The following is a 25956-nucleotide window of genomic DNA, read 5'->3' as shown; positions in this document are numbered from 1 at the left end:
CAAAAGGTATGCCTAATTTGTATTTTTGCGGCTCATAAATTATCAATCCGATAAAATGACAAGATTAAGCGTTAATATAAATAAAATTGCTACCCTGAGGAACTCAAGAGGTGGCAATGTACCCGATGTGGTAGCTGTGGCTCAGGACATAGAGCGCTTTGGTGCCGAAGGTATCACTGTGCATCCAAGGCCGGATGAAAGGCATATCAGATATCAGGATGCCAGGGACCTCAAAAGCGTAGTCACTACCGAATATAATATTGAAGGTAATCCCATACCTAAGTTCGTCGATCTGGTACTGGAGGTAAAACCTACCCAGGTAACCCTTGTTCCGGACTCGGTAGATGCCATTACCTCCAACGCGGGTTGGGATACCCATAAAAATGCGGACTTCCTGAAGGAGGTGATCAGTACTTTCAAAGACGCCGGTATACGTACTTCCATCTTTGTGGACCCGGTCTCAAAACAGGTTGAAGGTGCCGCCAAAACAGGTGCGGATCGTATTGAATTGTATACCGAAACTTATGCAAAGACTTTCGTTAAAGACCCTCAGCAAGCTGTAAGATCCTTTACGGAGGCTGCCGTTGTGGCTAATGAGGTAGGCTTGGGGATTAATGCCGGCCACGATCTTAATCTTGATAACATCCGATACTTTAAGGAGAATGTACCCAATCTGTTGGAAGTATCCATAGGTCATGCCCTCATATGCGAGTCCCTGTACCTTGGCCTGGAAAATGTGATCAATATGTATTTACACCGACTTAAATAATGGAGATACTACATTCTAAAATACTGGGCAGCGGACAACCACTTTGTATTCTACATGGCTTTCTGGGAATGGCTGACAATTGGAAAAGCCTGGGGAATCGATACGCGACATCCGGATTTGAAGTTCACCTTATCGATCAGCGAAACCATGGCAGGAGCTTTTGGTCAGAGGATTTCAACTACAGTCTGATGGCACAGGACCTGAAGGCCTACCAGGATTATCACGGCATTCAGAGCGCCAATATTCTGGGGCATTCCATGGGAGGGAAAACCGCTATGCAGTTCGCCTGCGATTTTCCTGAAAGGGTTGAAAAACTCCTCATCGCTGATATTGCACCTAAATATTATCCTCCTCACCACCAACAGATCATCGACGCGCTGCTTAAAGTGCCTCTGGAAGAATTGTCCTCAAGAGGGGAAGCAGATAAGCAACTTGCCCTACACCTGTCTGATTGGGGAATAAGGCAGTTCCTCTTGAAAAGCCTTTATTGGATGGAACCCGGTAAACTTGGATTCCGCTTTAATCTTCAGGTATTACGTCATAAAATGGAAGAGATCGGGGAAGAAGCAGGTGGCGGCTGCCTTTTTGGATCCCAGTCCTTGTTTGTTCGCGGTGACCGATCGGAATACATCGCGGATGCGGATATTCCTATGATCAGGATGTATTTTCCGGATGCTGAAGTCGAAACTATTGACAAGGCCGGGCATTGGCTGCATGCCGAAAATCCGGAGCAGTTTTTCCAGGTGACCCAAAAATTTCTAAATTCCTAAAAAACGTCCCAATTTATTATGCATGCATAATTTTATAAGGCCTTTCGTTGTGGGTGTCATAATTTTCCTTTAATTTGGCCCAACCTAACAAACTAAAGGACTCTCATAAACTAACTCAAATTTTTGTATATGAAAAAGCTTTTGGCCTTGATGGCTTTTGCAGGACTTTTCCTTCTTTCCTGCAGTGATGATGACGAGGTGATCCCGCCCGAAGTAGTAGATCCCCCAGCCGTTGAATACACCAGCGGTAGCGCTAATTTTTCTAATTATGTCGCGGTTGGAAATTCGCTTACCGCGGGCTTTTCCGATGCCGCTCTTTTTATGGACGGGCAAACTGCTTCCATGCCTAATATGCTGGCTTCGAATTTCGCGCTTGCAGGCGGTGGAAGTTTTTCCATTCCATTTATGGCCGATAATCTCGGAGGAGCTACCCTTGGAGGCACCCCGATTTTGGGCAACCGCCTGATCCTGGATTTTTCTTCAGGTTCACCAACCCCGGTAGAAGTTAGTGGTATGGGAGCCACGGAAATCACAGAAACACTTTCTGGCCCTTTCAACAATATGGGCGTTCCCGGAGCGAAAAGCTATCATTTAGTGGCACCCGGCTACGGTAATGTAAGCGGTGTGGCCCTGGGCCTGGCGAATCCTTATTATGCCAGGTTTGCATCCTCCCCCACGGCAACGGTAATTGGAGATGCAGCAGCTCAGGCACCAACTTTCTTCTCCTTGTGGATAGGCAATAACGACATACTTGGTTATGCGATAGCCGGAGCATCAGGGGTAGATCAGACCGGAAATCCGGATCCGAGTAGTTATGGCCCGGCAGATATTACAGACCCTACGGCTTTCGCCGGCATCTATGACGGTCTTTTGGCAACCTTAACAGCAAGTGCAAGCGGAGGGGTCATCGCGAACATACCCGATGTTACTTCCATACCTTTTTTCACAACAGTTCCTCATAATCCGGTACCGCTTGATGCCGCTACCGCGGAACTTTTAAACAATGCCTATGCGGCTTATAATGCCGGAGTAACGCAATTAGCAGGACTGATGGCGCTTACCCCTCAGGAAGCCGAGGCCAGACAGATCTCTTTCAGCGCTGGTGATACCAACGCTGTAGTTATCATAGACGAGGACCTTACGGACCTTACAGGATTTAACCCGGCCCTGATCAATATGCGCCAGGCTACGGAACAGGATCTATTGATTTTTACCTCTCAGACTTTTATCGGGACATTGGCGAATCCAAACGATCCTACCTCCATCAACGGTGTGGCTGTGCCACTTGGGGATGAGTGGGTGCTCACTCCAGAAGAGCAGATCACTATTGGTAATGCAGTGATGGCTTACAATCAGAGCCTTGAGGTCCTGGCCCAGACCTATGACGTTGCCCTGGTAGACATGAATACGTATCTGGATATTGTAGACCAGTTAGGGGTTCAATTATCAGATGGGAGTACGGTATCTTCCACCTATGGTACAGGCGGCGGCTTCTCTCTGGACGGAGTTCATCCGTCACCCCGGGGTTATGCTCTCATCGCAAATGAATTTATAAAAACCATCAATGAAAAATACGGTTCCAACCTACCTGGAGTAGAGCCTTTGGATTATACCGGCCTTTACGTTAATTAGCAAGAAAATATTCTTTACATTTAAAGGTACCGATCAAGATCGGTACCTTTTTTCTTTAACTAAAAACCAAAAGGCATGAAATTCATTCTCAGAATCCTATTAAGCGCACTGGCCGTGGTTATCCTGGCAAAAGTGCTTCCCGGGGCAGGAGTAGATTCCTATACCACCGCCATCATTGTGGCCCTGGTGCTCAGTCTGCTGAACTTTATCGTAAAACCTATACTCATCATCCTTACACTGCCGGTGACTATCATCACATTCGGACTATTCCTGCTGGTTATTAATGCCATTATTATACTGCTGGCTGACCGCCTGATAGACGGTTTCTATGTAAATAGCATCTGGTGGGCCTTGTTGTTTAGCCTGCTTTTGTCCTTTCTCCAATCCATACTTTTTTCCCTGCTTAAAGACGGAAAAAAGGATTGAACTGAGCCTCGGAATTCCGGCCTCTAAAAAGTTGTTGAACTTCACAAAATACACTACTTTTGCAACCCGTTTTCAGACAAAAAAAACGAAACCTTAGGGCGGATTAAGGTTTAGGGTTTTAAGGAGACCTAAGAAAATAAAAGAGTGCGATGAATATCACCAAAGAGCAGATTGATGAATTGAATGCCATTGTAACGGTGGCAATTACCAAAGAGGATTACCATGAGAAGGTAGAGAAGATCCTCAAAGACTATAGAAGACAGGCTAATATTCCAGGCTTTAGAAAGGGTCATGTGCCTATGGGGCTGATCAAAAAGCAATACGGTAAGGCCGTTTTGGTGGATGAGGTGAATAAACTATTACAGGATAACCTCAACAAATACCTCACAGAAGAAAAACTGGACGTACTGGGTAACCCACTGCCAAAGCAACAGGACAATTTTAACTGGGATGCAGAAGAATTCGCCTTTGAGTTTGAGTTAGGGCTTGCCCCAGACTTTGAGGTTCCGTTGAAGTCCAAAAAGGCCATCACCCACTACAAGATCGTTGCGGACAAAAAAATGATCGATGAGCAGGTAGAGCGCATAAGAAAGCAATACGGAAAACTCAAAAGCAAAAGCGAAGTCGGAAAAAATGACGAGCTAAACGGTACCTTCAGGAATGAAGCTGAGGAGATCGAGAATAAAACCACCATTGAGCTGGATAAAATTAAGAGCAAAAAATCCAAAAGCCTGCTGGAAGGTAAAAAGGTTGGCGATGTGGTCACTCTCAAAACCAAAGATCTCTTCTCGGAAGACTATTTACTTTCAAGTGCCCTGGGCATAGCCAGGGATAAAGCGGAAAAGCTGAGTATTGAAGTTGAATTCACCATTGAAGAGATCAACGAGCGGGAACTGGCTAAAATGGACCAGGAGTTATTTGACAAACTTTTTGGAAAGGACGAAGTTAGTTCCGAGGAAGAACTAAAGGCAAAGATCAAAACGGATTCCGAAAAACAGTTTGAGCAACAATCAGATCAGAAACTGCTCAATGATCTTACGGAAAACCTGATCGAAAATACCAAGTTCGAGTTGCCGACGGAATTCCTGAAAAAGTGGATCCAGATGACGGGAGAAAAACCCCTGACACCTGAGGAAGCTGAAGATGAATACGAAAAGTCCGAAAAAGGACTAAGGTACCAGCTGATCGAAGGAAAGATCATCAAGGATAACAATATGGATATCCAGTTCGACGAGCTCAAGGAATTCACCAAGGACTTCATTAAATCACAGATGGCACAATACGGCCAAACCAATCCGCAGGACGAGGAGCTGGAGCCCATTGTGATGCGTGTGATGAGCAACCAGGATGAGGTAAAGAGATTATCCGAACAGCTGATGAGTCAGAAACTTCTGAACCTCTACAAGGAAAAGGCCAATTTGAAAGTAAAGGAGGTCACTTACGAAAACTTCGTCAAAGAGGTCTACGGGTAATTTTCCCAAATAAAATAAGTATCTTTACGGTGCCGAAAATTGTTTTTCGGCACCTTTTTTTTATCAAAAAACAGTCATAAAAAACATGGATTACGGCAAAGAATTCAAGAATTACGCTATAAAAGACCGAGGAGTTAACAGTTTGTATTACGACAGGATCATCAGCAGTATGTATCCTACGAATATGACTCCTAATATAATTGAGGAAAGGCAGTTAAATGCTATTGCTATGGACGTTTTCTCCAGGCTTATGATGGACAGGATCATATTTATGGGCACAGGTATCAACGACCAGGTTGCCAATATTGTCCAGGCACAGCTGCTATTTCTGGCCAGTGCGGATTCTTCCAAAGATATTCAGATCTATATCAATTCCCCTGGCGGAAGTGTCTATGCCGGCCTGGGAATTTACGATACCATGCAGTTCATTAAGCCGGATGTGGCTACCATCTGCACAGGAATGGCGGCTTCCATGGCGGCTGTATTGCTATGTGCAGGAGAGGAAGGCAAGCGCAGCGGGCTTACGCATTGCCGTGTGATGATCCACCAGCCCATGTCCGGAGCCCAGGGACAGGCAAGTGATATTGAGATCGCGGCAAAGGAAGTATTAAAGATCAAAGATGAATTGTATCAGATCATCTCCAAACATTCCGGTCAGAAATTTGAGAAAGTCTATGAAGACAGTGACAGGGATTACTGGATGAAAGCCGCGGAAGCACTGGAATACGGTATGATTGATGAGATCTTAGAAAGGGATAAGGATTAATTTCGACAAAATACACCCGATTACGGCTTAGACCGGGCTCCTCATAAACCAAATTTAGTTTTAAGCCGTTATAGATAAGAAAGTAAGGAATTATGGCAAAGGAAAATCTGGAATGTTCTTTTTGTGGCAGGAAAAAGCCGGAAACCAACCTGTTGATCGCAGGTTTGGATGCACATATCTGTGATCGCTGCATAGAACAGGCCCACGGCATAGTAGCTGAGGAATCACGGCAGTCCAGAAGTGACGACCTTTCCGCAGAGCTAATACTGAAAAAGCCCCTGGAGATCAAAGATTTCCTGGATACCTTCGTCATCGGGCAGGAGCGTACCAAAAAAGTGATGTCCGTTGCTGTTTACAACCACTATAAGCGTTTGTTGCAGCCCAGTTCCAAGGAAGACGATATAGAAATTCAGAAAAGCAATATTGTAATGGTTGGCCAGACCGGTACCGGAAAAACCCTTATGGCCAAGACCATCGCGAGAATGCTAAACGTACCCCTCGCCATTGTGGATGCCACCGTCCTTACAGAGGCCGGTTATGTTGGAGAAGATGTAGAGAGTATTCTCACCAGATTACTGCAGGCCGCGGATTACAACCTTGAAAAGGCGGAACGCGGTATTGTTTTTATCGATGAGATCGACAAAATAGCCAGAAAAAGTGATAACCCTTCTATTACCCGTGATGTTTCCGGTGAAGGGGTGCAACAAGGACTGCTAAAACTTCTCGAAGGTACCGTCGTGAATGTACCGCCCAAGGGAGGCAGAAAGCATCCGGACCAAAAATTCATAGAAGTAAATACAGAGAACATTCTCTTTGTTGCCGGAGGTGCTTTTGACGGTATTGAGCGTATTATCACCAGGCGGCTGAACATGCAGGCAATCGGGTACAGTGCTTCCAAAAGGGAGGAAAACCTGGACCAGGACAATGTGCTGCAGTATATCATCCCAAAAGATCTGAAAGAATTTGGATTGATCCCTGAAATCATAGGTCGTCTACCGGTACTAACTCATATGAATCCCCTGGACAAAAAGACGCTTAGAGCTATTCTTACCGAACCAAAGAACGCCATCATCAAACAGTACGAAAAGCTCTTTGCCATGGACGGGATCAGTTTTAAAATCACTGAACAGGCGCTGGACTATATCGTTGAAAAGGCTATAGAGTATAAACTAGGGGCCAGAGGTTTAAGATCTTTATGTGAAGCTGTGTTTACCGATGCGATGTTTGAATTGCCCAGCAGCGATGAAAAAGAATTTAAGGTCACCAAACCTTATGCGGAAGACAAGCTATCGCATGAAACTGTGAAAAAATTAAAGGCGGTATCTTAATACTGAAACTGCTTCTTCAGCACCCTCTCAAGCAGGCTTAAACAGACTTTCTGAATTATTTTCTCGTCTGAGTACAATTCATTCCCGAATTGAGGAACCACATCCATGGTCACGCCCAACTCTTTGGCCCAGGCGGCATCCGGTTTTTCTTCCTGATATTCCCCGAAAAGAAGGTTAACGGGGCAATCCGGTTTCTGATCCTGTAAGTGCAGATTGATCGGAGAAACCGCGTAAAGCGATTTCATAGGCAAACCTTTTAAGGCAGCTTCCCAACCTATAGTCCCACCTGCACAAAAGGTCAGGTAGTGACTGGGTTCCGTTTCTTTGCGCAAAATCTGTGCAATAGCTGTTTCTCTTCCTCCGTCGAAAAATGCTTTACAGAGGTTTTCACGGGTATGAACAACCACGTCCAGGTCTGCCAACTGCTGGCTATCGTAGTAAACTATATCAAAATATTGCTGAAGGTATCCGAGATAGGAAGTGATCCAGAGGCCTTTTCTGGCCCCCCACATGTCCGATAAAACAACTAATCTTTCTGCCATTGAAGTAGTTTTATTAATAAGGTTTGGTCAAGTTTCGTCCTCTAAGTTGGACAATTAACGCTAAATACGCTTATTTAATTGTTCATCGGGAGCAAATCATCGACGTAGTTAAGATTTATTGAGATTTATCCTACAACTTTAGGGCTTGCTGGTTGATGTAAAAATGAAGTAACAATATTACCTCAAATACTAAAACCGCTTTCCAATCACAAATCCGAAACGGGGGTAACCCCAGTCAATGTCATCTCCACTGTTTAGATTCCTTCCGAAGCCACCGTAGATCTCTCCTACCCAACCTTGCTTATTGAGGAATTTTCCGCCGACGGCAGTACCCAATCCCACAACCAATTGATTAGAGGATGTTTCTTCGCCGCTTAGAGTGTTTTGCTCGTATTCCCGTAGTGCATAAATAGCTGTATGAGCTTCCACAAAGAAACCTCCAGCCCTTTTCTCACCAAAGTAAAACCGATAATAAGGTGTTATACCATATCTGTAGTCCGCTTTACTATCAAACGCCAGGATGGCATCAATTCCCATGGCCGATTCATCGCTGATTATTCTTTCATATCCAAATTCCGGGACCCCGAGCAGGCCATAGGCTAGATTGAATTTGATTTCGTTGGCCCCTCCATAGGGTTCCATAGGTTGCTGAGCTGAAAGCAAACAAAAATTACTGATCAGGGCAATACACACAAACTTTCTCATGTCTCTTATTTTATGTTTCCCCAAACCTATTGAACCGTAAAGGTTTAGATGTCCGAAATCCTCCGGCGGAGAGAAATCAGGACAAGATTTTTGAGAAATTCAGTGTATTTCTTTTCTGTATGAAGTTGGCGTTAAGCCCGTGAATTTTTTGAAGGCCGAATAAAATGTAGATTTAGAGTTAAAGCCGCATTCCAGACCTATGGCTACGATGGTATAAGCGCTGAATTCATCGTCCTTAAGTAGCTTTTTGGCCTCCTCTACTCTCAATGTGTTGATATAGTCGGGAAAATTCTTTTCGGCCTGCTGATTGATGATCCTGGACAATGTGCTGGCCCCTAGATGCAGTTCCCCGGCTAGTTTTTCCAGGCTGAAATTCGGGTCCAGGAAACGCTGATTTTCAATGACGTACTCATTTACATCCAGGAAGGCCTTATCATCCTGTTCGTTTGGTCTTAGAGCCTCGCTCTTTTCCATCCCGGCTTGCACCAGATCTGAGCCAGACTTTCGGATCTTGGTCCGCAGTACAAGCCTGTCCTTTAAGAGCACATACTGAAAGAATGCCTGATATCCTACCCAATAGATCAATATGGAAGAAGCCAGCCTTAGAGGGTAATAGCTGTATGGTGGTTTGATGACGTCCGAGAACAAATTCAAAAGTACTGCTACAAACCACAGCAAGATCACCCCTCCCCCAATATTCATAAATCTCTTGGTCCACTTGAGATTGTCAAAAGCCAGGATGGGTTCATACAGATCCCCATACTTGTAAAGAATACGGAGGGCCTTAAAATACAGAAAGATTGAATATGAAAGCGTTACCGCATCCTCTATGGAATCGTAGAGCGCAATGGACCCCTCATCCAATGGCCCTCTGTATGCCAGGTATAAGACCAGGCTTCTGCAAACTACTTCAATTGCAAAAATGGCTATTGACAAGCCCAGAAACGGCCACTTTTTCTTTTCGATCCTGAGATAGTGCACCAGGAAGGCGTAAAACATGGGCACGATAAGCACATACCAGGGTAGCTTAAATTGGGAAAGAAAGAAACCCGGGCCTACCAGACCTTTATCTATCAACCAGGACTGAAAATTATTTAAGGAAAGGAATAGTACAAACAGGTTTAGGAAGAGTACTGGTTTTTCAATGCTTTTCCTGGCCAGAAAGGTAACAATGATGAAAATAAGCCCGTGTAACGCCCCTGCCAGCAGCAAAAAATTAAAGATGGCAGTTACATCCATAGGGTGCAGATTTCAGTGGAGCGGACGGTTTATTTATTCATTTCCAGGAGCTCTTCCACATACTCCCTTTCATTGGAAAGTCTGGGGATCTTGTGCTGCCCTCCTAATTTATCCTTAGACTTCAGCCAATCGTAAAAGAGGTTCTCCCGGGCAACGTGGACTTTAGGCATTTTCAGGGTCATATTGTTATAGCGCTTTGCTTCGTAGTCGGAATTCAGGGATTTCAGTGCATTATCCAGAAATTCCGTAAAGTACTCGATCTCATCCGGAGCCTTTCTAAACTCAATGATCCATTCATGTGCGCCCTTTTCTTTGCCCGACATAAATACCGGCGCTACCGTATAATCTTTGATCTCCGCCCCGGTTTTTAGGCATATATTCTTCAGGGCCTCTTCGGCATTCTCAATAATGAGTTCTTCCCCAAAGACGTTGATATGATGTTTGGTCCTTCCCGTGATCTTGATGCGGTAAGGTTTTATGGATGTGAAGCGTACCGTATCCCCAATTTTATAGCGCCATAGGCCTGCGTTGGTAGTTATTATGATAGCGTAGTTCTTTCCTGTCTCCACTTCCCATAACGGGATAGCCCTTTGTTCGTCAGCATTGTACAGATCCATAGGCACGAACTCATAAAATATCCCATAATCCAACATCAGTAAGAGATCATCGGCGTCATTGCGGTCCTGTATGGCAAAGAATCCTTCCGAGGCGTTGTAGATCTCGTAGTACTGAAAACTCTTCCTGGGCAAAAGCTTACGGTATTGCTCCCGGTAAGGATTAAAGCTAACCCCTCCGTGAAAGTACACCTCCAGGTTTTCCCAAACCTCAAAAAGGTGTTCTTTACCGGTTTCTTCCAGCACGTTGTTTAACAACACCAACATCCAGGAAGGGACACCGGCCAGGCTGGTCACATTTTCCTGTATACTTTCTTTGACAATAGCTCCCATTTTGGTTTCCCATTCACTCATCAGGGATATCCTGTTGCTGGGTGTACTACTAAGCTCTGCCCATAGCGGCATGTTGTCTATAAGAATGGCTGATAAGTCGCCAAAGAAGGTTCCGTTGTCCTCGTACAATTCCTTACTCCCACCCAACCTCAAACTCTTTCCTGTAAACAGCTGGGAGTTTTCATTGTTATTCAGATAAAGGCATAAAAGGTCTTTACCCGATTTGTAGTGGCAGTCCTCCAGGGCTTCCGTACTAACGGGAATGAATTTACTCTTGGCATTGGTAGTACCGCTGCTCTTCGCAAACCATTTGATCGCAGTGGGCCAAAATATATTCTGCTCCCCACGGCGGGTCCTTTCTATCAGGGGTTCCACCTCCTCATAGTCCACTACTGGCAATCTGTCTGCAAAGGTTTCGTAATTCAGTATGGATTCGAAATCGTATTTTTTACCTAGCTCAGTATCCTTGGCAATATCCAATAATTGATGAAGCACCTCCTGCTGTACCTCCCCCGGATATTTCAGAAAAAGCTCAATCTGATGATAGCGCTTTTTGATAAGCCAGGATGCAATGGAATTGAATAGCGGTATTGGCATTTTTAGGTATCTTTAGCTTGCTAAATTTAACTTTTAAAGTTAGCATTTAAAAATCGATTTAAACAAACAGAACACTTATGTTATACGAAGGGGTATTGCGCAAAATGCAGACTGAAATGGGTCAACCAATTCAGTATTACCTGCTTTTCGACAATGATTTTCTCAATTTAAACCAGGCGCTGAACAAAGAGCTTCACATTCACTTTATCAAGTACCAATGCCTGAATTGCGGTGAAAACAGGCCCATTTACCGACAGGGTTTCTGCCGAACGTGTTTTTTTGAAACTCCGGCTGCCGGGGATTGGATCATGAGGCCTGAATTGAGTACCGCTCACCTGGACAAGGAAGACCGAGACCTGGAATACGAAAAGAAAATGCAATTGCAACCCCATATTGTCTACCTGGCAAATTCAAGTAGTGTTAAAGTGGGCGTAACCCGAAAGTCTCAGGTTCCTACAAGATGGATAGACCAGGGAGCTCATGAAGCCATAGAGATCGTAGAAGTTCCCAACCGCTACCTTGCAGGCATCACGGAAGTGGCCCTAAAGGATCATATCAGCGATAAGACCAATTGGCGAAAGATGCTTAGGAATGACGTGAAGGACGAGGACCTGGTACAATGGCGGTCAGAACTCAAACCCTATATTCCAGAGGAGGCAGCGGATTATTTCCTTGAGGCGCGCTCAGAGACCCATATGGAGTTTCCTGTACTCAATTACCCTGAAAAGCTGAAAAGCCTCAATCTGGATAAGACCCCGGATTTTAAAGGGGTTCTAAAAGGCATAAAAGGGCAATACCTCATCTTTGAGGATAGTACGGTTTTCAATGTCAGGGGTAGCGAGGGTTACTATATCGGCCTGGACATCAATTAACTGAATCCTTTTTAGACTTTTTCTTCCTGGAAAAGAGTCCGCCCAGGACTTCCTTCGCGGCGTCTTTGATCGGATCCTTTGTTTTTACAGAATCCTTTTGAGCCACTGTACTGTCTTTTTGGGTTTCTGAGTCCCCTAGTATCCCGCCGAGCACCTGCTTTACAGCCGGTTCATCGCTTTCAGTAGTTGTAGAATCCTGAGAGGAGTTGTTAGAGGCCAGAAGTCCTCCGAGAAGGTCTTTGGCACCATCCTTTCCCTGATTGATCAGTTTTTTCTTTTGGATGTCTACCAACTGGGCTGTCAATTGCTTGACCCCTGAAGTCAGATCCGTGCTTACTTCCGGACTGGTATAACCGCCACCGATATTGGCAGTAACCGGTATAGTTAGGTTTTCCAGTTCCTGTTCGTCGATTTTGGCGATCAGGTTGTTTACTTCATTACCCAGGTATTTGGCAGGCACCTGCAAGGTAGCGGTATAGGCCAACTTTTGGTCAAAGCTATGCCCTCCTGCAACTTCTACAGCGATGTCATTATAGTTTATCGTAAAGGGTTTCACTTTTACCGTACCATTTTCAAAGGAAAGAGCGGTCTTAAGGTCCTGTAGGTTCAGGTCTTTGGTGTCTAAAAAACTCAGCTTACTGTCCAGGGCGGAAAGCAGTGGAGCTTTTTGGGCATCTACCTCTGTGGCAAAGATTTTCGCCAGCAGATCTCCGGATATGCTTGCCAGGTTAGGGGTCATATCTTCCTTTAGGTTACCGGAGATATTGATATCCGAAGTGATCTTCCCCTGTAGTGCGCTGGCAAGAGGTGCCAGGGTCTTGAACAGGTCCAGGGAAGCGAAAGACTGCCCGATATTCAGGTCGCTCATACTGAGATCCATATCAAAGCTGGAGGTCTCTTCTTTAGTAGATACGGAACCTGCCAGTCCTATGGAGCCACCAAAGAGGTCCGATCTGAGGTTTTGCAGCGTAACCGTTTCGTCTTTTACAATGAGGTTACCGGATACATTATTCAGGTTTAGATTATCGTACACCACTCTATCTGCTCGGGCTGCAATAAAGCAGTCTAAAAAAGCCGGGATCTTAATACGCTCCGAGGATCCGGAAGTTGTACCGGCCTCCGATTCGGGGACCTCCTCATCCACCATAAAATCAACAACCTCAAAATTTTTGGAATACATCTTAAAGTTCCCTTCTATCTTTTCGTCGTTGAAAGCAAACCCGAGTAAGTTTTCTAAGCTACCGGATACTCCAAAATCCGTTTGCCCAAGTTTCCCGTCCAGAGCATTTAAAATCACGTTATCAGGGCTAAACGTAATGTTTGCGCCCTGTATGTTAAGCGGAGTTTTAAGCTCGGTACCACTGTATTGGAAATCCCTGAGATTTAGTGTCCCGATGGTTCTGGTATTCTGATATTGCTTTTTCTCAATAGAAGCCATATCAAAAGCTGTGGAGACATCGGCAATCAATATCCCTTTCAGATCCATGCTTTCCGGCATGGGGTAGGCTTTGGAAATATTGGACAGATCCATATTACCCTTTAATTCCGCATTCACCCTGGTATTACCTGTAAGTTCCGTAATCCTTGAAGCCAGGGCAAAGTGGTCTTTATCGATATTAAAGGAAGCTTTTTTGATATCCACAAAAGTATCTTCCGTCTTACCGCTGTTGTTCTTTATTTCCGCATCTATGTTGATATTGGTAACGGCTTTAGGAAGGTCTGGATATTTGAAAGAGGCATTGTGCGATTTCAGGCTGATGTCCAACTTTGGGATATGAGTGTCATCCACCCTGCCGTTTATGGATCCGGCCACTTCAAAGTTCCCTTCGGTCTTTACTCCTTCTATACTACTGGTATAGTTTTCAGGGACCAGGGCCAGGAAGTTTTTGAAATCCGAGGAAGGGGTCTTAAAGCTCAAGGCTACCTCCTGATGATCCTCATGAAGTTGTACAAAGCCTTCGAAAATCAGCGGTAACTGGTTGATCACCGCTTCGTTCTTTAAAAAAGAATATTTGTTTTCCTTTAGATCTATACCAAAAAGCGCCTCCAGGCTAACAGGGTTCTTATCCAGGTAATTTGTACTGTCCATATTGAAGGAGACCAGGGCCGTAGTATTGGTCTGAAGTTCGGACTGTTCCAGTGAGAGGTCGCCACTGCCCTTGTGGTTCAATTCCACTAGTTCCAGACCAATGCCAGAAGCCTGGTCCAGGTATCGGATCTCGGAATCCCGGATCTCGTAAGAGTCCATGGCAAAGGTAAAACCGCTGTCTGAGCTCTCCTCTGTTTCGGTTCCCGAAGCAGTACCTATATCGTAGTTCGCATTTTCAGATTCATCCACTTTGATGTTCAGCCGGGCTTTGTCTATAAAAAGGCGTTTTATGCTGATAGGTTCCCCGGCACTTTTAAACAATTCTCCCAGACCCAATTTTAATTCCACAAGACCAGCGCTAAAAAGCGTATCCCCTTCAAAGGGTTGCTTATTGAGCAGGTATACCTCATCAATAGAGACTTCCGCATTCGGAAAGCTGCTGATAAGGCTCAAACTGGCTTCGCTAAAACCAAGCTCTCCATTGATATTTGAGTTGACATTGTTCTTGATCAGATCCCCTATCTTGGCTTCGAGAAGAAAAGGCAGGCCTATCAGGACGGCCAGGAACAGGAAAAGCAGGATTCCCGCGATTTTGAGAAGTTTCTTTTTCATGGTATTGAGGTACTGTTCGATAAGAACTTAAAAAAGCTCCAATTAGTATATAAAAAGTCGGGTTTCTAAGGCAGCTATAAAAATACCGGGGCTGGCAACCTCAAAAATGGGATTTTACAGGGCAATAAAGCACGTTTAATCCGCACCAATGGGAGTTATACCTGTTTCCAGATCAATTTCATCCTCCCGGCCCAAACCGAACTTTCTTCTAAGGATATATACGAAGAGATAGAGCAAAGGGGTGTCCAGAAATGCTATAAAAATCTTAAAACTTACACCGCTCACCACGAGACCATAGAACATGCTCCAGGGAAGTACCCCAAAAAGGCATAGCAGACCTACCACGGTAAATGTATCTATGAACTGCGATGAAAAGGTGGAAAAGTTATTGCGCAACCAGAGGTATTTGCCTTTGGTCAGCTTTTTCCAGAAATGGTAAATCGCAATATCTACATACTGGGCCGCCAAATAGGCCAGCATTGATGCCAAAACGGCTATGGGCGACAGGGCAAAGACACTGCTAAAGACCTCATCTCCTACCGGAGAGGAAGGGATGGCAGGTGCCAGGTCCGCTATCAATACGATACCCATGGAGAAAAATGAGGCAAATATTCCGGCCGTAACGATCTGATTGGCTTTTTTCCTGCCATAGATCTCTGAGATAATGTCCGTGATCAGGAAGGTGATCGGATAAGGTAATACCCCTACGGAAATCTCAAAAAGGGGGGCTCCAAAAACGCTAACATCCCCAAAGGGCTTCCAAAAGAAGAACTTCTGAAAGATCAGGTTAGAAACCACAAGGGAGGTAATAAAAAGGGCTCCCAAGTACAAATAGATGGTGTACGCCAGTTTTTTTTCTTTAAGCGTCATGCAGCTATTTAATGTTTAAAGTAAACGGCATCCGGGCCTGGATCCCTTTTTGTTCTATTGCCGATTTTACTTCTTTAAATATTTGATACATTTCGCTTCCGAGCTGATTTTGGACCGTTCTTTCAGCACTTTTCACACTCGCGCCTTCCAGGTCTTCCATAAACTTTTCAAAACCGGATTTGTATCTGGGGTATTTTCTAATGCTGTAGGCTTCCGTCTCCGCCAGTTCTGCAGCAGCGGCAATGGCGTCATCCAGGCTGCCCAGTTCATCAATAAGTCCGAGCCTTTTCGCATCAGTTCCGCTCCATACACGACCTTGTGCCAGGCTATCTGCCTCCGCAACAGTAATATTCCTCCCCTCGGCTACCCGCTGCAAAAAAGTGGTATAAGTAGCCTCAATGCCTTCCTGCACTACCTCTCTGAATTCATCTGTCATGGGTTCAAAAAGGGAGTAATCCACGGAGTTCTTATTGGTTCCTACCTGTTCGGCATTGATCCCGATGTTTCCGGCCAGTTCGCTGATGTTCGGGATAGTCCCAAAAACTCCTATGGAACCGGTTATGGTGGTAGGTTCAGCATAGATCTTATCAGCCCCGACGGCGATGTAGTACCCTCCTGAAGCCGCTACATCACCCATGGATACCACTACCGGCTTTTTTTCCTTGGTCAATTCAATTTCCCGCCAGATGATATCTGAGGTGAGCGCGTTTCCTCCCGGAGAATTCACGCGCAGTACCACTGCCTTCACCTTGTCGTCTTCCCTGGCTTTTATCAGGGCTTTGGTAATGATGCCCTGCCCTATAAAGTCCTGATCACCTTCGCCATACATGATCTCTCCCTGGGCAAAGATCACCGCAATCCGATCATTTCCCTTATATACTTTTCTGCCGTTGGAGCGTTCCGTATAGTCTGAAAGGCTGATATAATTGAGATCATTAACTTCACTGAGGTTGGTGGCAGTTTTAAGTTTGCTCTCATACTGGTCCAGGTAGATCAGCCCGTCTACCAGGCCTGAACTCACCGCGTACTCTGGTGTACGTCCTCCCAGGGTATCCGCTATCTGGTTTATCTCTGAGATACTCAGATTCCGGGACTCCGAGATATCAGCCAACATAGAACCCCACAAGGCGTCGATCAATTCCTTGATCTGAGTGCGGTTGGCATCGCTCATCTCATTATCGAGGAAGGGTTCCACCGCGCTTTTGTATTTGCCGTGCCTTACCACTTCCATTTTGACACCTGTCTTCTCCTGAAGGTCTTTGAAGTAAAGCACTTCAGCAGCCAATCCTTTGAAATCCATAGCGCCTACGGGGTTCAGGAATAAACTGTCTGCCACACTGGCAAGATAATAGTCTTTCTGAAGAAAAAAATCGCCATAAGCGTATACAAACTTACCCTCATCCTTAAAATCCTTCAAGGCATTCCGTATGGCTTGTGTCTGAGACATTCCGGCCATCAGAAAATTGCCATTCAGGCTTATTCCGCTAATATCGTCATCATCTTTTGCCACCTGTATGGCATGTATCACCTCATCCAGTCCCTGTCTGCGTTCCTCAAATAAAGAGAAAGGATCTTCACTACCATTACCAGTATAATCGCTTATCGGGTATGGCAAACGCAATTCCAGTATGGAGTTCTTTTTTACTACAACCCCGCTGTCCGCGCCAGCGATGCTCACAAAGATGAAAAACATCACAAAGACGATACCGAAAGCGATCAGGCTACCAAGGATTGCAGCTAGTAAATTTCTAAGGAATTTCACTTCAAGCAATTTATTATTAAACCCCAAAGATAACCAATGTCGGTTTCTTTTGTTTATTTTGTTTTACGAATATGCAAGAGCCTACCATCTCATATCTTTCCCTGGGCAGTAATTTGGGGGACAGACAAGACTATCTGCAGCGCGCCTTGTTTCTCATACAGGAAAAAACGGGCAGCATCCATCGTATTTCCAAAGTATACCAGACCGCTTCCTGGGGGTTTGAGTCGGCAGACTTCCTAAACTGCTGCATTTCCCTTGAAACCAGCCTTAGTCCGATTGAATTGCTGGAGGTATTGCTGGACATAGAACGCTTTTTGGGGCGTGAACGGGAACAAACGGCTTCCTACACGGCCAGGACCATAGATATTGACATACTGTACTTCGGGCAGGAAGTCATCAATACGGACGCCCTGACCATACCGCATCCGCAGTTGCATTTAAGACGATTTGTGCTTAAGCCGTTGGCAGACATTGCTCCGCAGTTTTACCATCCCGTTCTTAAAAAGGACAGCAGGAATCTGTTGCAGGAATGTAGAGATAAGATCATCCCATTTAAAACACCATACCGCCTGTTCAAGGACCGGTCTGCGCTGTTTACCGGTTTGAACTTCATCGCGATTGAGGGAAATATCGGGGCCGGAAAAACCACTCTGGCCAGGAAGATCGCGGCTGATTTCAATGCTAAACTGGTACTGGAGCGATTTGCGGACAACGCATTCCTGCCGAAATTTTATGAAGATCAGGCCCGTTATGCTTTTCCCCTGGAAATGTCTTTTCTGGCAGACCGTTTCCAACAATTTACTGACGACACTACCCAATTTGATCTTTTCAGGCAATTTATGGTGAGTGACTACGACATTTATAAATCCCTGATCTTTGCCAAGATCACACTTCCGCCAGACGAGTTCTCCCTCTATCGCAGGCTGTTCAATTTTATGTACCAGGAAGTAAAAAAACCACGTATCTACGTCTATTTGTACCAAACTACGGAACGACTGCTGGATAACATTAAAAAGCGCGGCAGGGATTATGAGCAGAAAATTTCGGCAGATTACCTGGATAAGATCAACCGGGGGTATTTTGATTTTATCCGCAGTTATCCGGAACAGAACAACCTGGTTTTAGACCTTAGTGAGCGGGACTTTGTCGGTAAAAAGGAGGATTATGAATTCATTCTGGGGGAGATCCAAAAGTTCGCATCCGGGCTTACTTTTTAAGAAAATATTAGCAAATTCCTTGCATAGAACAAATGGATTTATTTTATTGCATGCCCATTATTAGAGAAACTAACTAACTCAAACTCTATATATGTTGACCCTGACGCATCGCCGTCAGGGTTTTTTTATTTAGAGAAACTAACTAACTCAAACTCTATATATATTGACCCTGACGCATCGCCATCAGGGTTTTATTGGGTGATCTTTTTCCACATATCCCAGAGCACGATTCCCACGCTTACGGAGATATTCAGGGAGTGTTTGGTACCGTACTGAGGGATCTCCAGGGCTTCATGGCACTGGTCTACCACCTCCTGGGACACCCCTTTTACCTCATTCCCAAAAACCAGGGCGTATTTGGTGTCCTTCTGAACTGAGAATTCATTAAGCAGGGTAGCCTGCTCTGTTTGCTCCACAGCCAGGCAGTGGTAGTCTTTTTTTAAGTTCCGGACAAGCTCCAGGGTATCCCCGGCATATTCCCAGGCCACACTTTCCGTTGCACCCAGGGCTGTTTTGTGAATGTCCTTATGAGGAGGACGAGCTGTAATACCGCAGAGATATATCTTTTCAATCAGAAAGGCATCGGCGGTGCGGAATACCGAGCCGATGTTATTCAGGCTACGAATATTGTCCAGTACCACCACCACAGGCGTTTTCGCGGCCTGTCGGAATTGTTTCACATCCAGGCGGTCTAATTCGGAATTTTTAAGTTTTCTCATGCGCTCTTTAACAGCTTCCGATTTTTTTATCCAGAAATATTAACAAAGGTTCCCTGAGGGAAAGGAAAATGGTATTTTCGTTCATACTTCGTGAGCGTAAAAGTAATTGTTTTGGCTAAGACCGGGAAAACAGCGCGGGTTACTCCTCTAATGAAACAGTATAACACCATCAAGGCGAAATACCCTGATGCATTACTACTATTTCGGGTGGGAGATTTTTACGAAACCTTTGGGGAAGACGCCGTGCGTGCCTCTAAAATATTGGGGATCATACTGACCCATAGAAACAATGGTGGAGACCAGACGGAATTGGCGGGCTTTCCACATCACTCATTGAATACCTATCTTCCCAAGTTGGTTAAAGCCGGTGAAAGGGTAGCCATCTGTGATCAGTTGGAAGACCCGAAACTTACTAAGACCATCGTAAAAAGAGGAGTTACAGAACTGGTCACTCCCGGGGTGGCGCTGAATGACGACATCCTCCAGGCTACCTCCAACAACTTCCTGGCCGCACTGCATTTCGGGCCGAATAAATTGGGAATAGCCTTTCTGGATGTTTCTACAGGGGAATTCCTGACGGCCGAAGGGCAAAGTGAGCAAGTGGATAAACTACTACAGAACTTCGCCCCTAAGGAAGTATTGATCTCCAAACAACACCGGACGGATTTTTCGGAGCTCTTTGGTACATCCTTCCACACCTTTTATATGGAAGACTGGGTCTTTCAAGAGGATTTTGCCAGGGAGACCCTCACCAACCACTTTAAGACCAGTACCCTGAAAGGATTTGGGGTAGACCACCTTAACCAGGGTATTGTAGCTTCGGGTGCTGCTTTGCACTACCTTTCGGAAACCCAACACAGAAGATTACAACATATTAGTAGCCTTAAGCGTATCGCGGAGGAAGACCATATCTGGATGGACCGCTTTACCATTAAAAACCTGGAGCTCTACCATTCTACCAATGAAGGGGCGGTTACTTTGTTAGACATTATAGACAAAACCCGCTCGGCCATGGGTAGCCGTATGCTGAAAAGATGGCTGGCTTTCCCTTTAAAAAATCAGAAAAAGATACAATTCCGCCACCAGGCCATTTCCCATCTGTTGGATCAGGATACAGTGCTGGCCAAACTGCAAGGATGGATCAAGCAGATCGGGGACCTGGAACGACTCATTTCTAAGGTAGCCACGGGTAAGGTAAACCCCAGGGAGACCGTACAACTTAAAAACTCTTTGGAAGCCCTGGTGCCCATAAAGCAGTTGCTTTCAGAGCAGCAGAACGAAGCCCTTAAGGAGATAGCATCCCAGCTAGACTCTTGCGAGCCTTTGAGGAACAGGGTAAAGGAAATGATCTTTGAAGAGGCACCGGTGAACATATTAAAGGGAAAGACCATTGCAGAGGGCTATTCCAGCGAGCTGGATGAGTTGCGAAACCTGGCCTTTTCCGGCAAGGACCACCTGGACCAGATGCTAAAACGGGAGATGGAGCGGACCGGGATCAGTTCCCTGAAAATCGCTTCGAACAACGTTTTCGGCTACTATATAGAGGTACGGAATACTCATAAAGACAAAGTACCGGAGGAATGGATCCGGAAACAGACCCTGGTAAGCGCGGAGCGTTACATTACTGAGGAACTAAAGGAATACGAAACCAAGATATTAGGAGCTGAAGAGCGTATCCTGGAACTGGAACAGCAATTGTTTGCGCAGTTGGTGGTCTGGATGCAGGAATACATACACCCCATACAACAAACCGCACAGCAGATCGCCAGATTGGATTGCCTGTGCGGTTTTGCTCAGCTCGCTGTTGAAAACGGCTATACCCTACCCCTTATTGACGATTCTACTTCAATAAGTATAGAAAATGGTCGCCACCCGGTAATTGAAAAGCAATTACCCCTAGGCAAAAAATACGTACCGAACGATGTTGTCCTGAATCGGGAGACCCAACAGATCATCATGATCACCGGGCCGAATATGAGTGGAAAGTCGGCCATACTGCGGCAAACCGCCCTGATCGTGCTGTTGGCCCAAATGGGCAGTTTTGTTCCGGCCACTGCTGCAAGAATAGGTATAGTGGACAAGATCTTTACCCGTGTAGGCGCCAGCGACAATATCTCCATGGGGGAATCTACTTTTATGGTGGAGATGAATGAAACGGCTTCTATTCTGAACAACCTTTCGGAACGCAGCCTGATATTACTGGATGAAATAGGAAGAGGAACCAGCACTTACGATGGTATTTCCATTGCCTGGGCGATCTCCGAATACCTGCACGAACACCCGAGTAAGGCTAAAACCCTGTTCGCTACGCACTACCACGAGCTGAACGAGATGGCCGCTACGTTTGAAAGGATCAAAAATTTTAATGTGGCGGTGAAGGAGACGAAAGACACGGTGCTTTTCTTGCGCAAACTGGTTGAAGGCGGTAGTGAGCACAGTTTCGGGATCCATGTGGCCAAGATGGCGGGTATGCCAAACCAGGTGATCAGCAAGGCCAATAAGATCCTGAAAAAACTGGAGCAATCCCATTCCAGCGAAGAGTTAACGGATAAACTACAAACGGCCCAGGCAGAGATGCAACTGAGTTTCTTTAACCTGGACGATCCCTTATTGGAACAGATCAAGGAAGAGATACTACACCTGGATATTGATACCCTAACCCCGGTGGAAGCTTTGATGAAACTTAACGAGATAAAGCGACTGCTCAGCAAGAAGAAAAAGGCTAGCTCTTAGTGAAAAACCAGCTACAGCACTCAGAAGTATTTAGCTAGTAATCTCACTTTGTTTTTACAGAAAAGTTCTTTGCTTTTATTAGAATTGTATTAAATTTGCGTCCGCGTTCTCAGTGACGCCTGTTCTTTAACACACGCGAAAATAGCTTACTGTCGCTGATTGACATCAGGACAGCAGTGAGCGCCCATAATGCGAAAATAGCTCAGTTGGTAGAGCGCCACCTTGCCAAGGTGGAGGTCGCGGGTTCGAATCCCGTTTTTCGCTCTAAGTAGTTTTGAAATTCTGGGTGTAGTGACGGTTTATCCGTCGCGGGTACAGACGATTCTATGTCTGCATGCTGATAGGCGTTGCCTTATCAGCATTCGAATCCCGTTTTTCGCTCTAGGAAACGCTGCGGGTCAGCGTTTTTTTGTTCTTACAAGGTCCGAATGGACAGCCACGCTCGGGTGGTGGAATTGGTAGACACGTTGGACTTAAAATCCAATGGCCATTAGGCCGTACGGGTTCAAGTCCCGTCCCGAGTACAGATGAATGGAAAAACCAAAGCGATCGCTTTGGTTTTTTTATGGAGCAAACCGAATCAAGCTCGCTTGAGTGAGGTTTTGCGACATTAAAAAATAATCCTGGAGGGATTGGTTTTTCCATTCTCAAGATGTTCGGTCGGGACTCGCGAGGCCTTTAAGGGCGAGCAATTCCCGTTCCTGTCTAACCGGGTTTATTCGAATTCAACTACCTAACGCACCTTTTTCCATTCTCAAAATGTTCGGTCGGGACTCGCGAGACCTGCAAGGACGCGCAATTCCCGTTCCTGGAGCCTGGTGAAACTCTTTCAACTTCATTGACTGAAAGGACTGGTTTTTATATGTTATAGTGCCAGTTTTATCCCAGTTCAAAGGTGGTTATTCCATATATTTTATCCAGGGCTATTTCCGGAGGTTTCCCATAGTACATTCTGGCACATTCAAAAACATATTTAGCCTTATACTTCTTTACCAAATCAACTGCTCCGCCATTTACTACCGGAATATCGAGATAAACAGGCTGTCCGTTGGCTGAGCTTAGGCAAGCTTTATACAGCTCTTCAGCAATTTCATCATTATCCGCAAATAAGGGCCCTATCTTATAACCGGTATTAACCTTTCGGATAACTGCAAAACCCTTAACCAAATTACCTACTGAAAATTTAAATGCCTTGCTATAGGGAATAAGCAACCAGTTCTTTAAAAACGCTTTCCTATCATAGCCAAAACATTCTAAATCGTAATCAAGTAATGTTTCAAAATCTTCTGTTCCTATGGCTGATATGGCAGTACTAACAGCCATTTTTTGACCAAGCCGCTCATATCTTTCATCCCGAAAGGCAATGTTAAAGCCCCCTTTTTCATAAAAAGGCTGCATGTCAACCACCCCATCCATACCAATAGCTGCTCCGGTCTTAAGCCTTCCAACTAGCAGATCCCTTCTTAGATACCAGAGTTTTTTACCAATGCCTTGCCCGCGAAAATCAGGACGAACGATAAATAATCCCATGAATCCGAACTGACCATCATAAGAGATTACGGCACCTCCTGCTATTAATTCATTCTCCAGGTAGAATCCATAATAGCCATCGGGATCCGTCTTCCAAAACACCTCAAAATCATTTGCACCAGGATTCCATCCTTCTTCTTTTGCCCACCCAACCAAAGCACTCAGGCCACTTTTGTTGAGTTTTTTTAATGCCAAGCTTTCTATATTTATCAACTATTCCGCGTTTTATTGATATTACCGCTCAAGGCCTACAAGCTGTTATATGGAGGTAAGATACATTATAAAACCGCAAGGATTAAAAGAGTGTGATAGACAAATTTTTAAATAGCCATTTCCAGGGAGACGGTGGTTCCGGTAGATAGCTCGCTGTCCACATGAAGTTTGGCCCCTGCCATTTTGCTGCGTTCCAGGATGGTTCGCATACCCAGACTGCCACTCTCGCGGAGTTTCTCCCTGAAACGGAAACCTTTGCCGTTGTCTTTTACAATCATTTCTATAGTACCGGCCTTTCTTTCTATGTCCACCGATACCTCCCTGGCCCCGGAGTGCTTCACGATATTGTTCAATAGCTCCTGCATGATCCGGTAGAGTTGCAGAGATTTCTCATCATTAAGTAAGTCATCCACATCTTCAATACTATGGGTAAAAAAAATGTCTGTGTTGGCATCCACCTCATCGATGATCGCCCTGATTGCTCCGGAGAAACCCAACTTCTCTAAAGTGGCCGGATGCAGGTGGCGGGAAACGCTTCGCAGTTCCTCCAGGGTATCCATCGCCAGGGATTTTACTGCTGCATCCTCGCCGGACTTTGACCTTTTGGCCAACAGCATCAGCTTTTGCCCTACCCCATCGTGCAGTTCTCTGGCCACACGGGTACGCTCCTCCTCCTGACCCCTGATCAGGTTCCTGGAGAAGCGGGCCTGAGCCTGCTGTTTCCTTTTGGTGGCATTCTGTACCCATACCAGGTAAAGGATCGCAAGCACAGCCAGTATCCCCAAACCACCAAAAGTGATCCACATGTTCTGCGCCCGGTTCCTGGCGTTTAACAGTGCGATCTCCGACTTCTGGGATGCGATCTCCGAATCCTTCTTTTCTGCCTCGTATAGTGCCTGGTAATAGGAAAAACCGTTGGCCTTCTGGACGGTCTCTATGGAATCCTTTATTTTGTGATAGGCCTTTAGATGAGTATGGGACCTGCCCAAATTCCCCAAACTGTCGTACACTTTGGCCAGGAAGCCATGGGCCATATAGATGCCTTCATAGAACTGGGTGTCTTTTACATTGGCATATTCCCTTTCCCCCAAGGTGGCTGCTATTTGGTAATTGCCCTTTGCAAATTCATAATGCGCCATGGCCAGGTTGTATTCTTTTATTTCAAAGTATTCACTCTGCTTCCTCTGTTCATCCAACTCTTGCTTTACCTCTTCCGCCTTTTCCAGCATCCCGTTTTCGGCATAGCCGCCCAACTGGGACACCAAGGATTCCTGAATATCAAATTTATTGTGTTCTGGTATAAAGGTATAGGCCCGTACCGAATCAAGATATCTGAGATGTTCGTTTTGGCTCCCATGCAACATCTCGTCAAAGGCCTGGTTGTAAAACTGATCATGTATTGCCTCTATATTCCCATATTTCCTGGCCTCCTCTATGATTTCCATACGTATTTTCTTTGCTTCCGCCTGGAGTCCATTCTGGGAGTATAGTATCGACAAGGATTCCTTTGGCCGCCATGCCAGTTCAGGATTACTGTGGTCCTTTAGGATTTGATAGGCCTCCTCCAGTGCCGCAGCCGATTCCTGAAATTCCCCCATAAAGCACAGTATCGTGCCTATTTTTTCTTTAAAGATGCCCGGATCTGTCCGATCATTGGTCTGAAGAGAGAACTCGTAGGCCTGTTCAAGAAGATCCAGGGACTCTACATAACGGTGGAGCAGCATATTGCTGTATGCCCCTTCATCATAAAAGTCGCTCAGCACCATAAAATATCGGTCCCTGGGGATTCTGTCCCTTAAGTTATTGAATAACTCTATAGCCTCCTCCGGATTTCCCAAACCCACTGTGATATGATCCACCAGGGGTATGGCATGCTCCAAAGCCAATCGCGTGGAGTCAAGTTCCAGGGCGTAATCAATGGTGCTCCTGGCGATGGAATCGTACCCAAAATCAGTCCTGTCTTCAACCAATGTGGCGAGACTGTCCATCCACATCAGGCGTTCACCCGATTCGGAGCTATGGATCTTTTGTTTAAGGGACTGGACAGCACTGGTCAGATCCACCTCCTGCGCCGAAAGGGACAGGGTGAACAGACACAAAAAAAAAGAGCAAATTACTTTCATGACCTGGGGAAGTCTTGAGAAGT

At 45.5% G+C, this 25956-nt stretch carries 20 protein-coding genes and 2 tRNA genes; 12 read left to right on the top strand and 10 right to left on the bottom strand.

Features of this window, described 5'->3' with window-relative positions:
* The first annotated feature begins 55 nt into the window (after positions 1-55).
* The 7 genes from GTQ38_RS18000 (at position 56) to clpX (ending at position 7163) form a co-directional block, all read left to right on the top strand.
* A complete protein-coding gene (locus GTQ38_RS18000; protein WP_161436957.1) occupies positions 56-769 on the top strand; it encodes a pyridoxine 5'-phosphate synthase in 714 nt (237 codons plus the stop codon).
* The gene (locus tag GTQ38_RS17995) at positions 769-1539 is read left to right on the top strand and encodes an alpha/beta fold hydrolase (protein ID WP_161436956.1); all 771 of its coding nucleotides are present in this window, start codon (positions 769-771) and stop codon (positions 1537-1539) included. Before GTQ38_RS18000 ends, GTQ38_RS17995 begins: the two co-directional genes overlap by 1 nt.
* Positions 1540-1668: 129 nt before the next feature.
* Positions 1669-3171: an SGNH/GDSL hydrolase family protein gene (locus tag GTQ38_RS17990; protein ID WP_161436955.1), complete on the top strand. Its 1503-nt coding sequence runs from the start codon at positions 1669-1671 to the stop codon at positions 3169-3171.
* Between the two features lie 75 nt (positions 3172-3246).
* Complete coding sequence (locus tag GTQ38_RS17985; RefSeq protein WP_161436954.1) at positions 3247-3597, top strand: phage holin family protein; 351 nt, start codon at positions 3247-3249, stop codon at positions 3595-3597.
* A 149-nt stretch (positions 3598-3746) separates the two neighbouring features.
* Positions 3747-5069, top strand: a complete 1323-nt coding sequence (gene tig, locus GTQ38_RS17980) for a trigger factor (protein ID WP_161436953.1) — start codon at positions 3747-3749, stop codon at positions 5067-5069.
* Positions 5070-5154: 85 nt separating this feature from the next.
* Complete coding sequence (clpP, locus tag GTQ38_RS17975) at positions 5155-5835, top strand: ATP-dependent Clp endopeptidase proteolytic subunit ClpP (RefSeq protein WP_161436952.1); 681 nt, start codon at positions 5155-5157, stop codon at positions 5833-5835.
* A 92-nt stretch (positions 5836-5927) separates the two neighbouring features.
* On the top strand, positions 5928-7163 hold the full coding sequence (gene clpX, locus GTQ38_RS17970; protein WP_161436951.1) for an ATP-dependent Clp protease ATP-binding subunit ClpX: 1236 nt from the start codon (positions 5928-5930) through the stop codon (positions 7161-7163).
* On the opposite strand, the gene GTQ38_RS17965 is transcribed toward clpX, so the two are convergent.
* The 4 genes from GTQ38_RS17965 to GTQ38_RS17950 all read right to left on the bottom strand — a co-directional run bounded on the left by GTQ38_RS17965 (position 7160) and on the right by GTQ38_RS17950 (position 11193).
* Entirely contained in the window at positions 7160-7705 is a 546-nt protein-coding gene (locus GTQ38_RS17965) for a hypothetical protein (protein WP_238858020.1), read from the bottom strand. The two genes, clpX and GTQ38_RS17965, sit on opposite strands and share 4 nt — an antisense overlap.
* A 189-nt stretch (positions 7706-7894) precedes the next feature.
* Positions 7895-8410, bottom strand: a complete 516-nt coding sequence (locus GTQ38_RS17960; protein ID WP_161436950.1) for a DUF3575 domain-containing protein — start codon at positions 8408-8410, stop codon at positions 7895-7897.
* Between the two features lie 99 nt (positions 8411-8509).
* Entirely contained in the window at positions 8510-9649 is a 1140-nt protein-coding gene (locus tag GTQ38_RS17955) for a helix-turn-helix domain-containing protein (RefSeq protein ID WP_161436949.1), read from the bottom strand.
* A gap of 29 nt (positions 9650-9678) precedes the next feature.
* Positions 9679-11193 carry a GH3 auxin-responsive promoter family protein gene (locus GTQ38_RS17950; protein ID WP_161436948.1) on the bottom strand — a complete coding sequence of 505 codons (1515 nt, stop codon included), beginning with the start codon at positions 11191-11193 and terminating at the stop codon, positions 9679-9681.
* A gap of 77 nt (positions 11194-11270) precedes the next feature.
* Between GTQ38_RS17950 and GTQ38_RS17945 the strand changes: the two genes are divergently transcribed.
* Complete coding sequence (locus tag GTQ38_RS17945; protein ID WP_161436947.1) at positions 11271-12065, top strand: DUF2797 domain-containing protein; 795 nt, start codon at positions 11271-11273, stop codon at positions 12063-12065.
* On the opposite strand, the gene GTQ38_RS17940 is transcribed toward GTQ38_RS17945, so the two are convergent.
* The 3 genes from GTQ38_RS17940 to sppA all read right to left on the bottom strand — a co-directional run bounded on the left by GTQ38_RS17940 (position 12058) and on the right by sppA (position 17398).
* A complete protein-coding gene (locus GTQ38_RS17940; RefSeq protein WP_161436946.1) occupies positions 12058-14766 on the bottom strand; it encodes an AsmA-like C-terminal region-containing protein in 2709 nt (902 codons plus the stop codon). The genes GTQ38_RS17945 and GTQ38_RS17940 overlap by 8 nt on opposite strands.
* A gap of 135 nt (positions 14767-14901) precedes the next feature.
* Positions 14902-15636: a queuosine precursor transporter gene (locus tag GTQ38_RS17935; protein ID WP_161436945.1), complete on the bottom strand. Its 735-nt coding sequence runs from the start codon at positions 15634-15636 to the stop codon at positions 14902-14904.
* Between the two features lie 4 nt (positions 15637-15640).
* Positions 15641-17398 (bottom strand): signal peptide peptidase SppA, encoded by a 1758-nt coding sequence (gene sppA, locus GTQ38_RS17930; protein WP_161436944.1) that lies wholly within the window; start codon positions 17396-17398, stop codon positions 15641-15643.
* Between the two features lie 71 nt (positions 17399-17469).
* On the opposite strand from sppA, the gene folK reads away from it, so the two are divergent.
* Positions 17470-18615, top strand: a complete 1146-nt coding sequence (folK, locus tag GTQ38_RS17925; protein WP_161436943.1) for a 2-amino-4-hydroxy-6-hydroxymethyldihydropteridine diphosphokinase — start codon at positions 17470-17472, stop codon at positions 18613-18615.
* A gap of 191 nt (positions 18616-18806) precedes the next feature.
* Here the strand turns inward: folK and GTQ38_RS17920 are convergent, their stop codons facing one another.
* A complete protein-coding gene (locus tag GTQ38_RS17920; protein WP_161436942.1) occupies positions 18807-19334 on the bottom strand; it encodes an RNA methyltransferase in 528 nt (175 codons plus the stop codon).
* A gap of 150 nt (positions 19335-19484) precedes the next feature.
* Between GTQ38_RS17920 and mutS the strand changes: the two genes are divergently transcribed.
* The 3 genes from mutS to GTQ38_RS17905 all read left to right on the top strand — a co-directional run bounded on the left by mutS (position 19485) and on the right by GTQ38_RS17905 (position 22591).
* A complete protein-coding gene (gene mutS / locus GTQ38_RS17915) occupies positions 19485-22067 on the top strand; it encodes a DNA mismatch repair protein MutS (protein WP_238858018.1) in 2583 nt (860 codons plus the stop codon).
* A 191-nt stretch (positions 22068-22258) separates the two neighbouring features.
* A tRNA-Gly gene (locus tag GTQ38_RS17910) sits at positions 22259-22331 on the top strand.
* 176 nt (positions 22332-22507) lie between these two features.
* Positions 22508-22591: transfer RNA gene (locus tag GTQ38_RS17905), tRNA-Leu, on the top strand.
* A 355-nt stretch (positions 22592-22946) separates the two neighbouring features.
* Here the strand turns inward: GTQ38_RS17905 and GTQ38_RS17900 are convergent.
* Together GTQ38_RS17900 and GTQ38_RS17895 are read right to left on the bottom strand one after the other, a co-directional pair.
* Complete coding sequence (locus GTQ38_RS17900; protein ID WP_238858017.1) at positions 22947-23792, bottom strand: GNAT family N-acetyltransferase; 846 nt, start codon at positions 23790-23792, stop codon at positions 22947-22949.
* 125 nt (positions 23793-23917) lie between these two features.
* Complete coding sequence (locus GTQ38_RS17895; RefSeq protein WP_161436939.1) at positions 23918-25933, bottom strand: sensor histidine kinase; 2016 nt, start codon at positions 25931-25933, stop codon at positions 23918-23920.
* Positions 25934-25956: the final 23 nt, after the last annotated feature.

It is taken from the genome of Poritiphilus flavus (assembly GCF_009901585.1).
Classification (GTDB): domain Bacteria; phylum Bacteroidota; class Bacteroidia; order Flavobacteriales; family Flavobacteriaceae; genus Poritiphilus; species Poritiphilus flavus.
This window is presented reverse-complemented; position numbering and strand designations above follow the sequence as displayed.

Excerpts from the sequence above, each read along its gene's own strand:
- clpX (WP_161436951.1), top strand. The coding sequence starts at position 5,928 with ATGGCAAAGGAAAATCTGGAATGTTCTTTTTGTGGCAGGAAAAAGCCG.
- GTQ38_RS17985 (WP_161436954.1), top strand. The coding sequence starts at position 3,247 with ATGAAATTCATTCTCAGAATCCTATTAAGCGCACTGGCCGTGGTTATC.
- GTQ38_RS17990 (WP_161436955.1), top strand. The coding sequence starts at position 1,669 with ATGAAAAAGCTTTTGGCCTTGATGGCTTTTGCAGGACTTTTCCTTCTT.
- GTQ38_RS17945 (WP_161436947.1), top strand. The coding sequence starts at position 11,271 with ATGTTATACGAAGGGGTATTGCGCAAAATGCAGACTGAAATGGGTCAA.
- mutS (WP_238858018.1), top strand. The coding sequence starts at position 19,485 with ATGAAACAGTATAACACCATCAAGGCGAAATACCCTGATGCATTACTA.
- GTQ38_RS17995 (WP_161436956.1), top strand. The coding sequence starts at position 769 with ATGGAGATACTACATTCTAAAATACTGGGCAGCGGACAACCACTTTGT.
- GTQ38_RS17940 (WP_161436946.1), bottom strand. The coding sequence starts at position 14,766 with ATGAAAAAGAAACTTCTCAAAATCGCGGGAATCCTGCTTTTCCTGTTC.
- GTQ38_RS17920 (WP_161436942.1), bottom strand. The coding sequence starts at position 19,334 with ATGAGAAAACTTAAAAATTCCGAATTAGACCGCCTGGATGTGAAACAA.
- folK (WP_161436943.1), top strand. The coding sequence starts at position 17,470 with ATGCAAGAGCCTACCATCTCATATCTTTCCCTGGGCAGTAATTTGGGG.
- GTQ38_RS17960 (WP_161436950.1), bottom strand. The coding sequence starts at position 8,410 with ATGAGAAAGTTTGTGTGTATTGCCCTGATCAGTAATTTTTGTTTGCTT.
- GTQ38_RS18000 (WP_161436957.1), top strand. The coding sequence starts at position 56 with ATGACAAGATTAAGCGTTAATATAAATAAAATTGCTACCCTGAGGAAC.
- GTQ38_RS17955 (WP_161436949.1), bottom strand. The coding sequence starts at position 9,649 with ATGGATGTAACTGCCATCTTTAATTTTTTGCTGCTGGCAGGGGCGTTA.
- GTQ38_RS17895 (WP_161436939.1), bottom strand. The coding sequence starts at position 25,933 with ATGAAAGTAATTTGCTCTTTTTTTTTGTGTCTGTTCACCCTGTCCCTT.
- tig (WP_161436953.1), top strand. The coding sequence starts at position 3,747 with ATGAATATCACCAAAGAGCAGATTGATGAATTGAATGCCATTGTAACG.
- GTQ38_RS17965 (WP_238858020.1), bottom strand. The coding sequence starts at position 7,705 with ATGGCAGAAAGATTAGTTGTTTTATCGGACATGTGGGGGGCCAGAAAA.
- clpP (WP_161436952.1), top strand. The coding sequence starts at position 5,155 with ATGGATTACGGCAAAGAATTCAAGAATTACGCTATAAAAGACCGAGGA.
- GTQ38_RS17935 (WP_161436945.1), bottom strand. The coding sequence starts at position 15,636 with ATGACGCTTAAAGAAAAAAAACTGGCGTACACCATCTATTTGTACTTG.
- GTQ38_RS17950 (WP_161436948.1), bottom strand. The coding sequence starts at position 11,193 with ATGCCAATACCGCTATTCAATTCCATTGCATCCTGGCTTATCAAAAAG.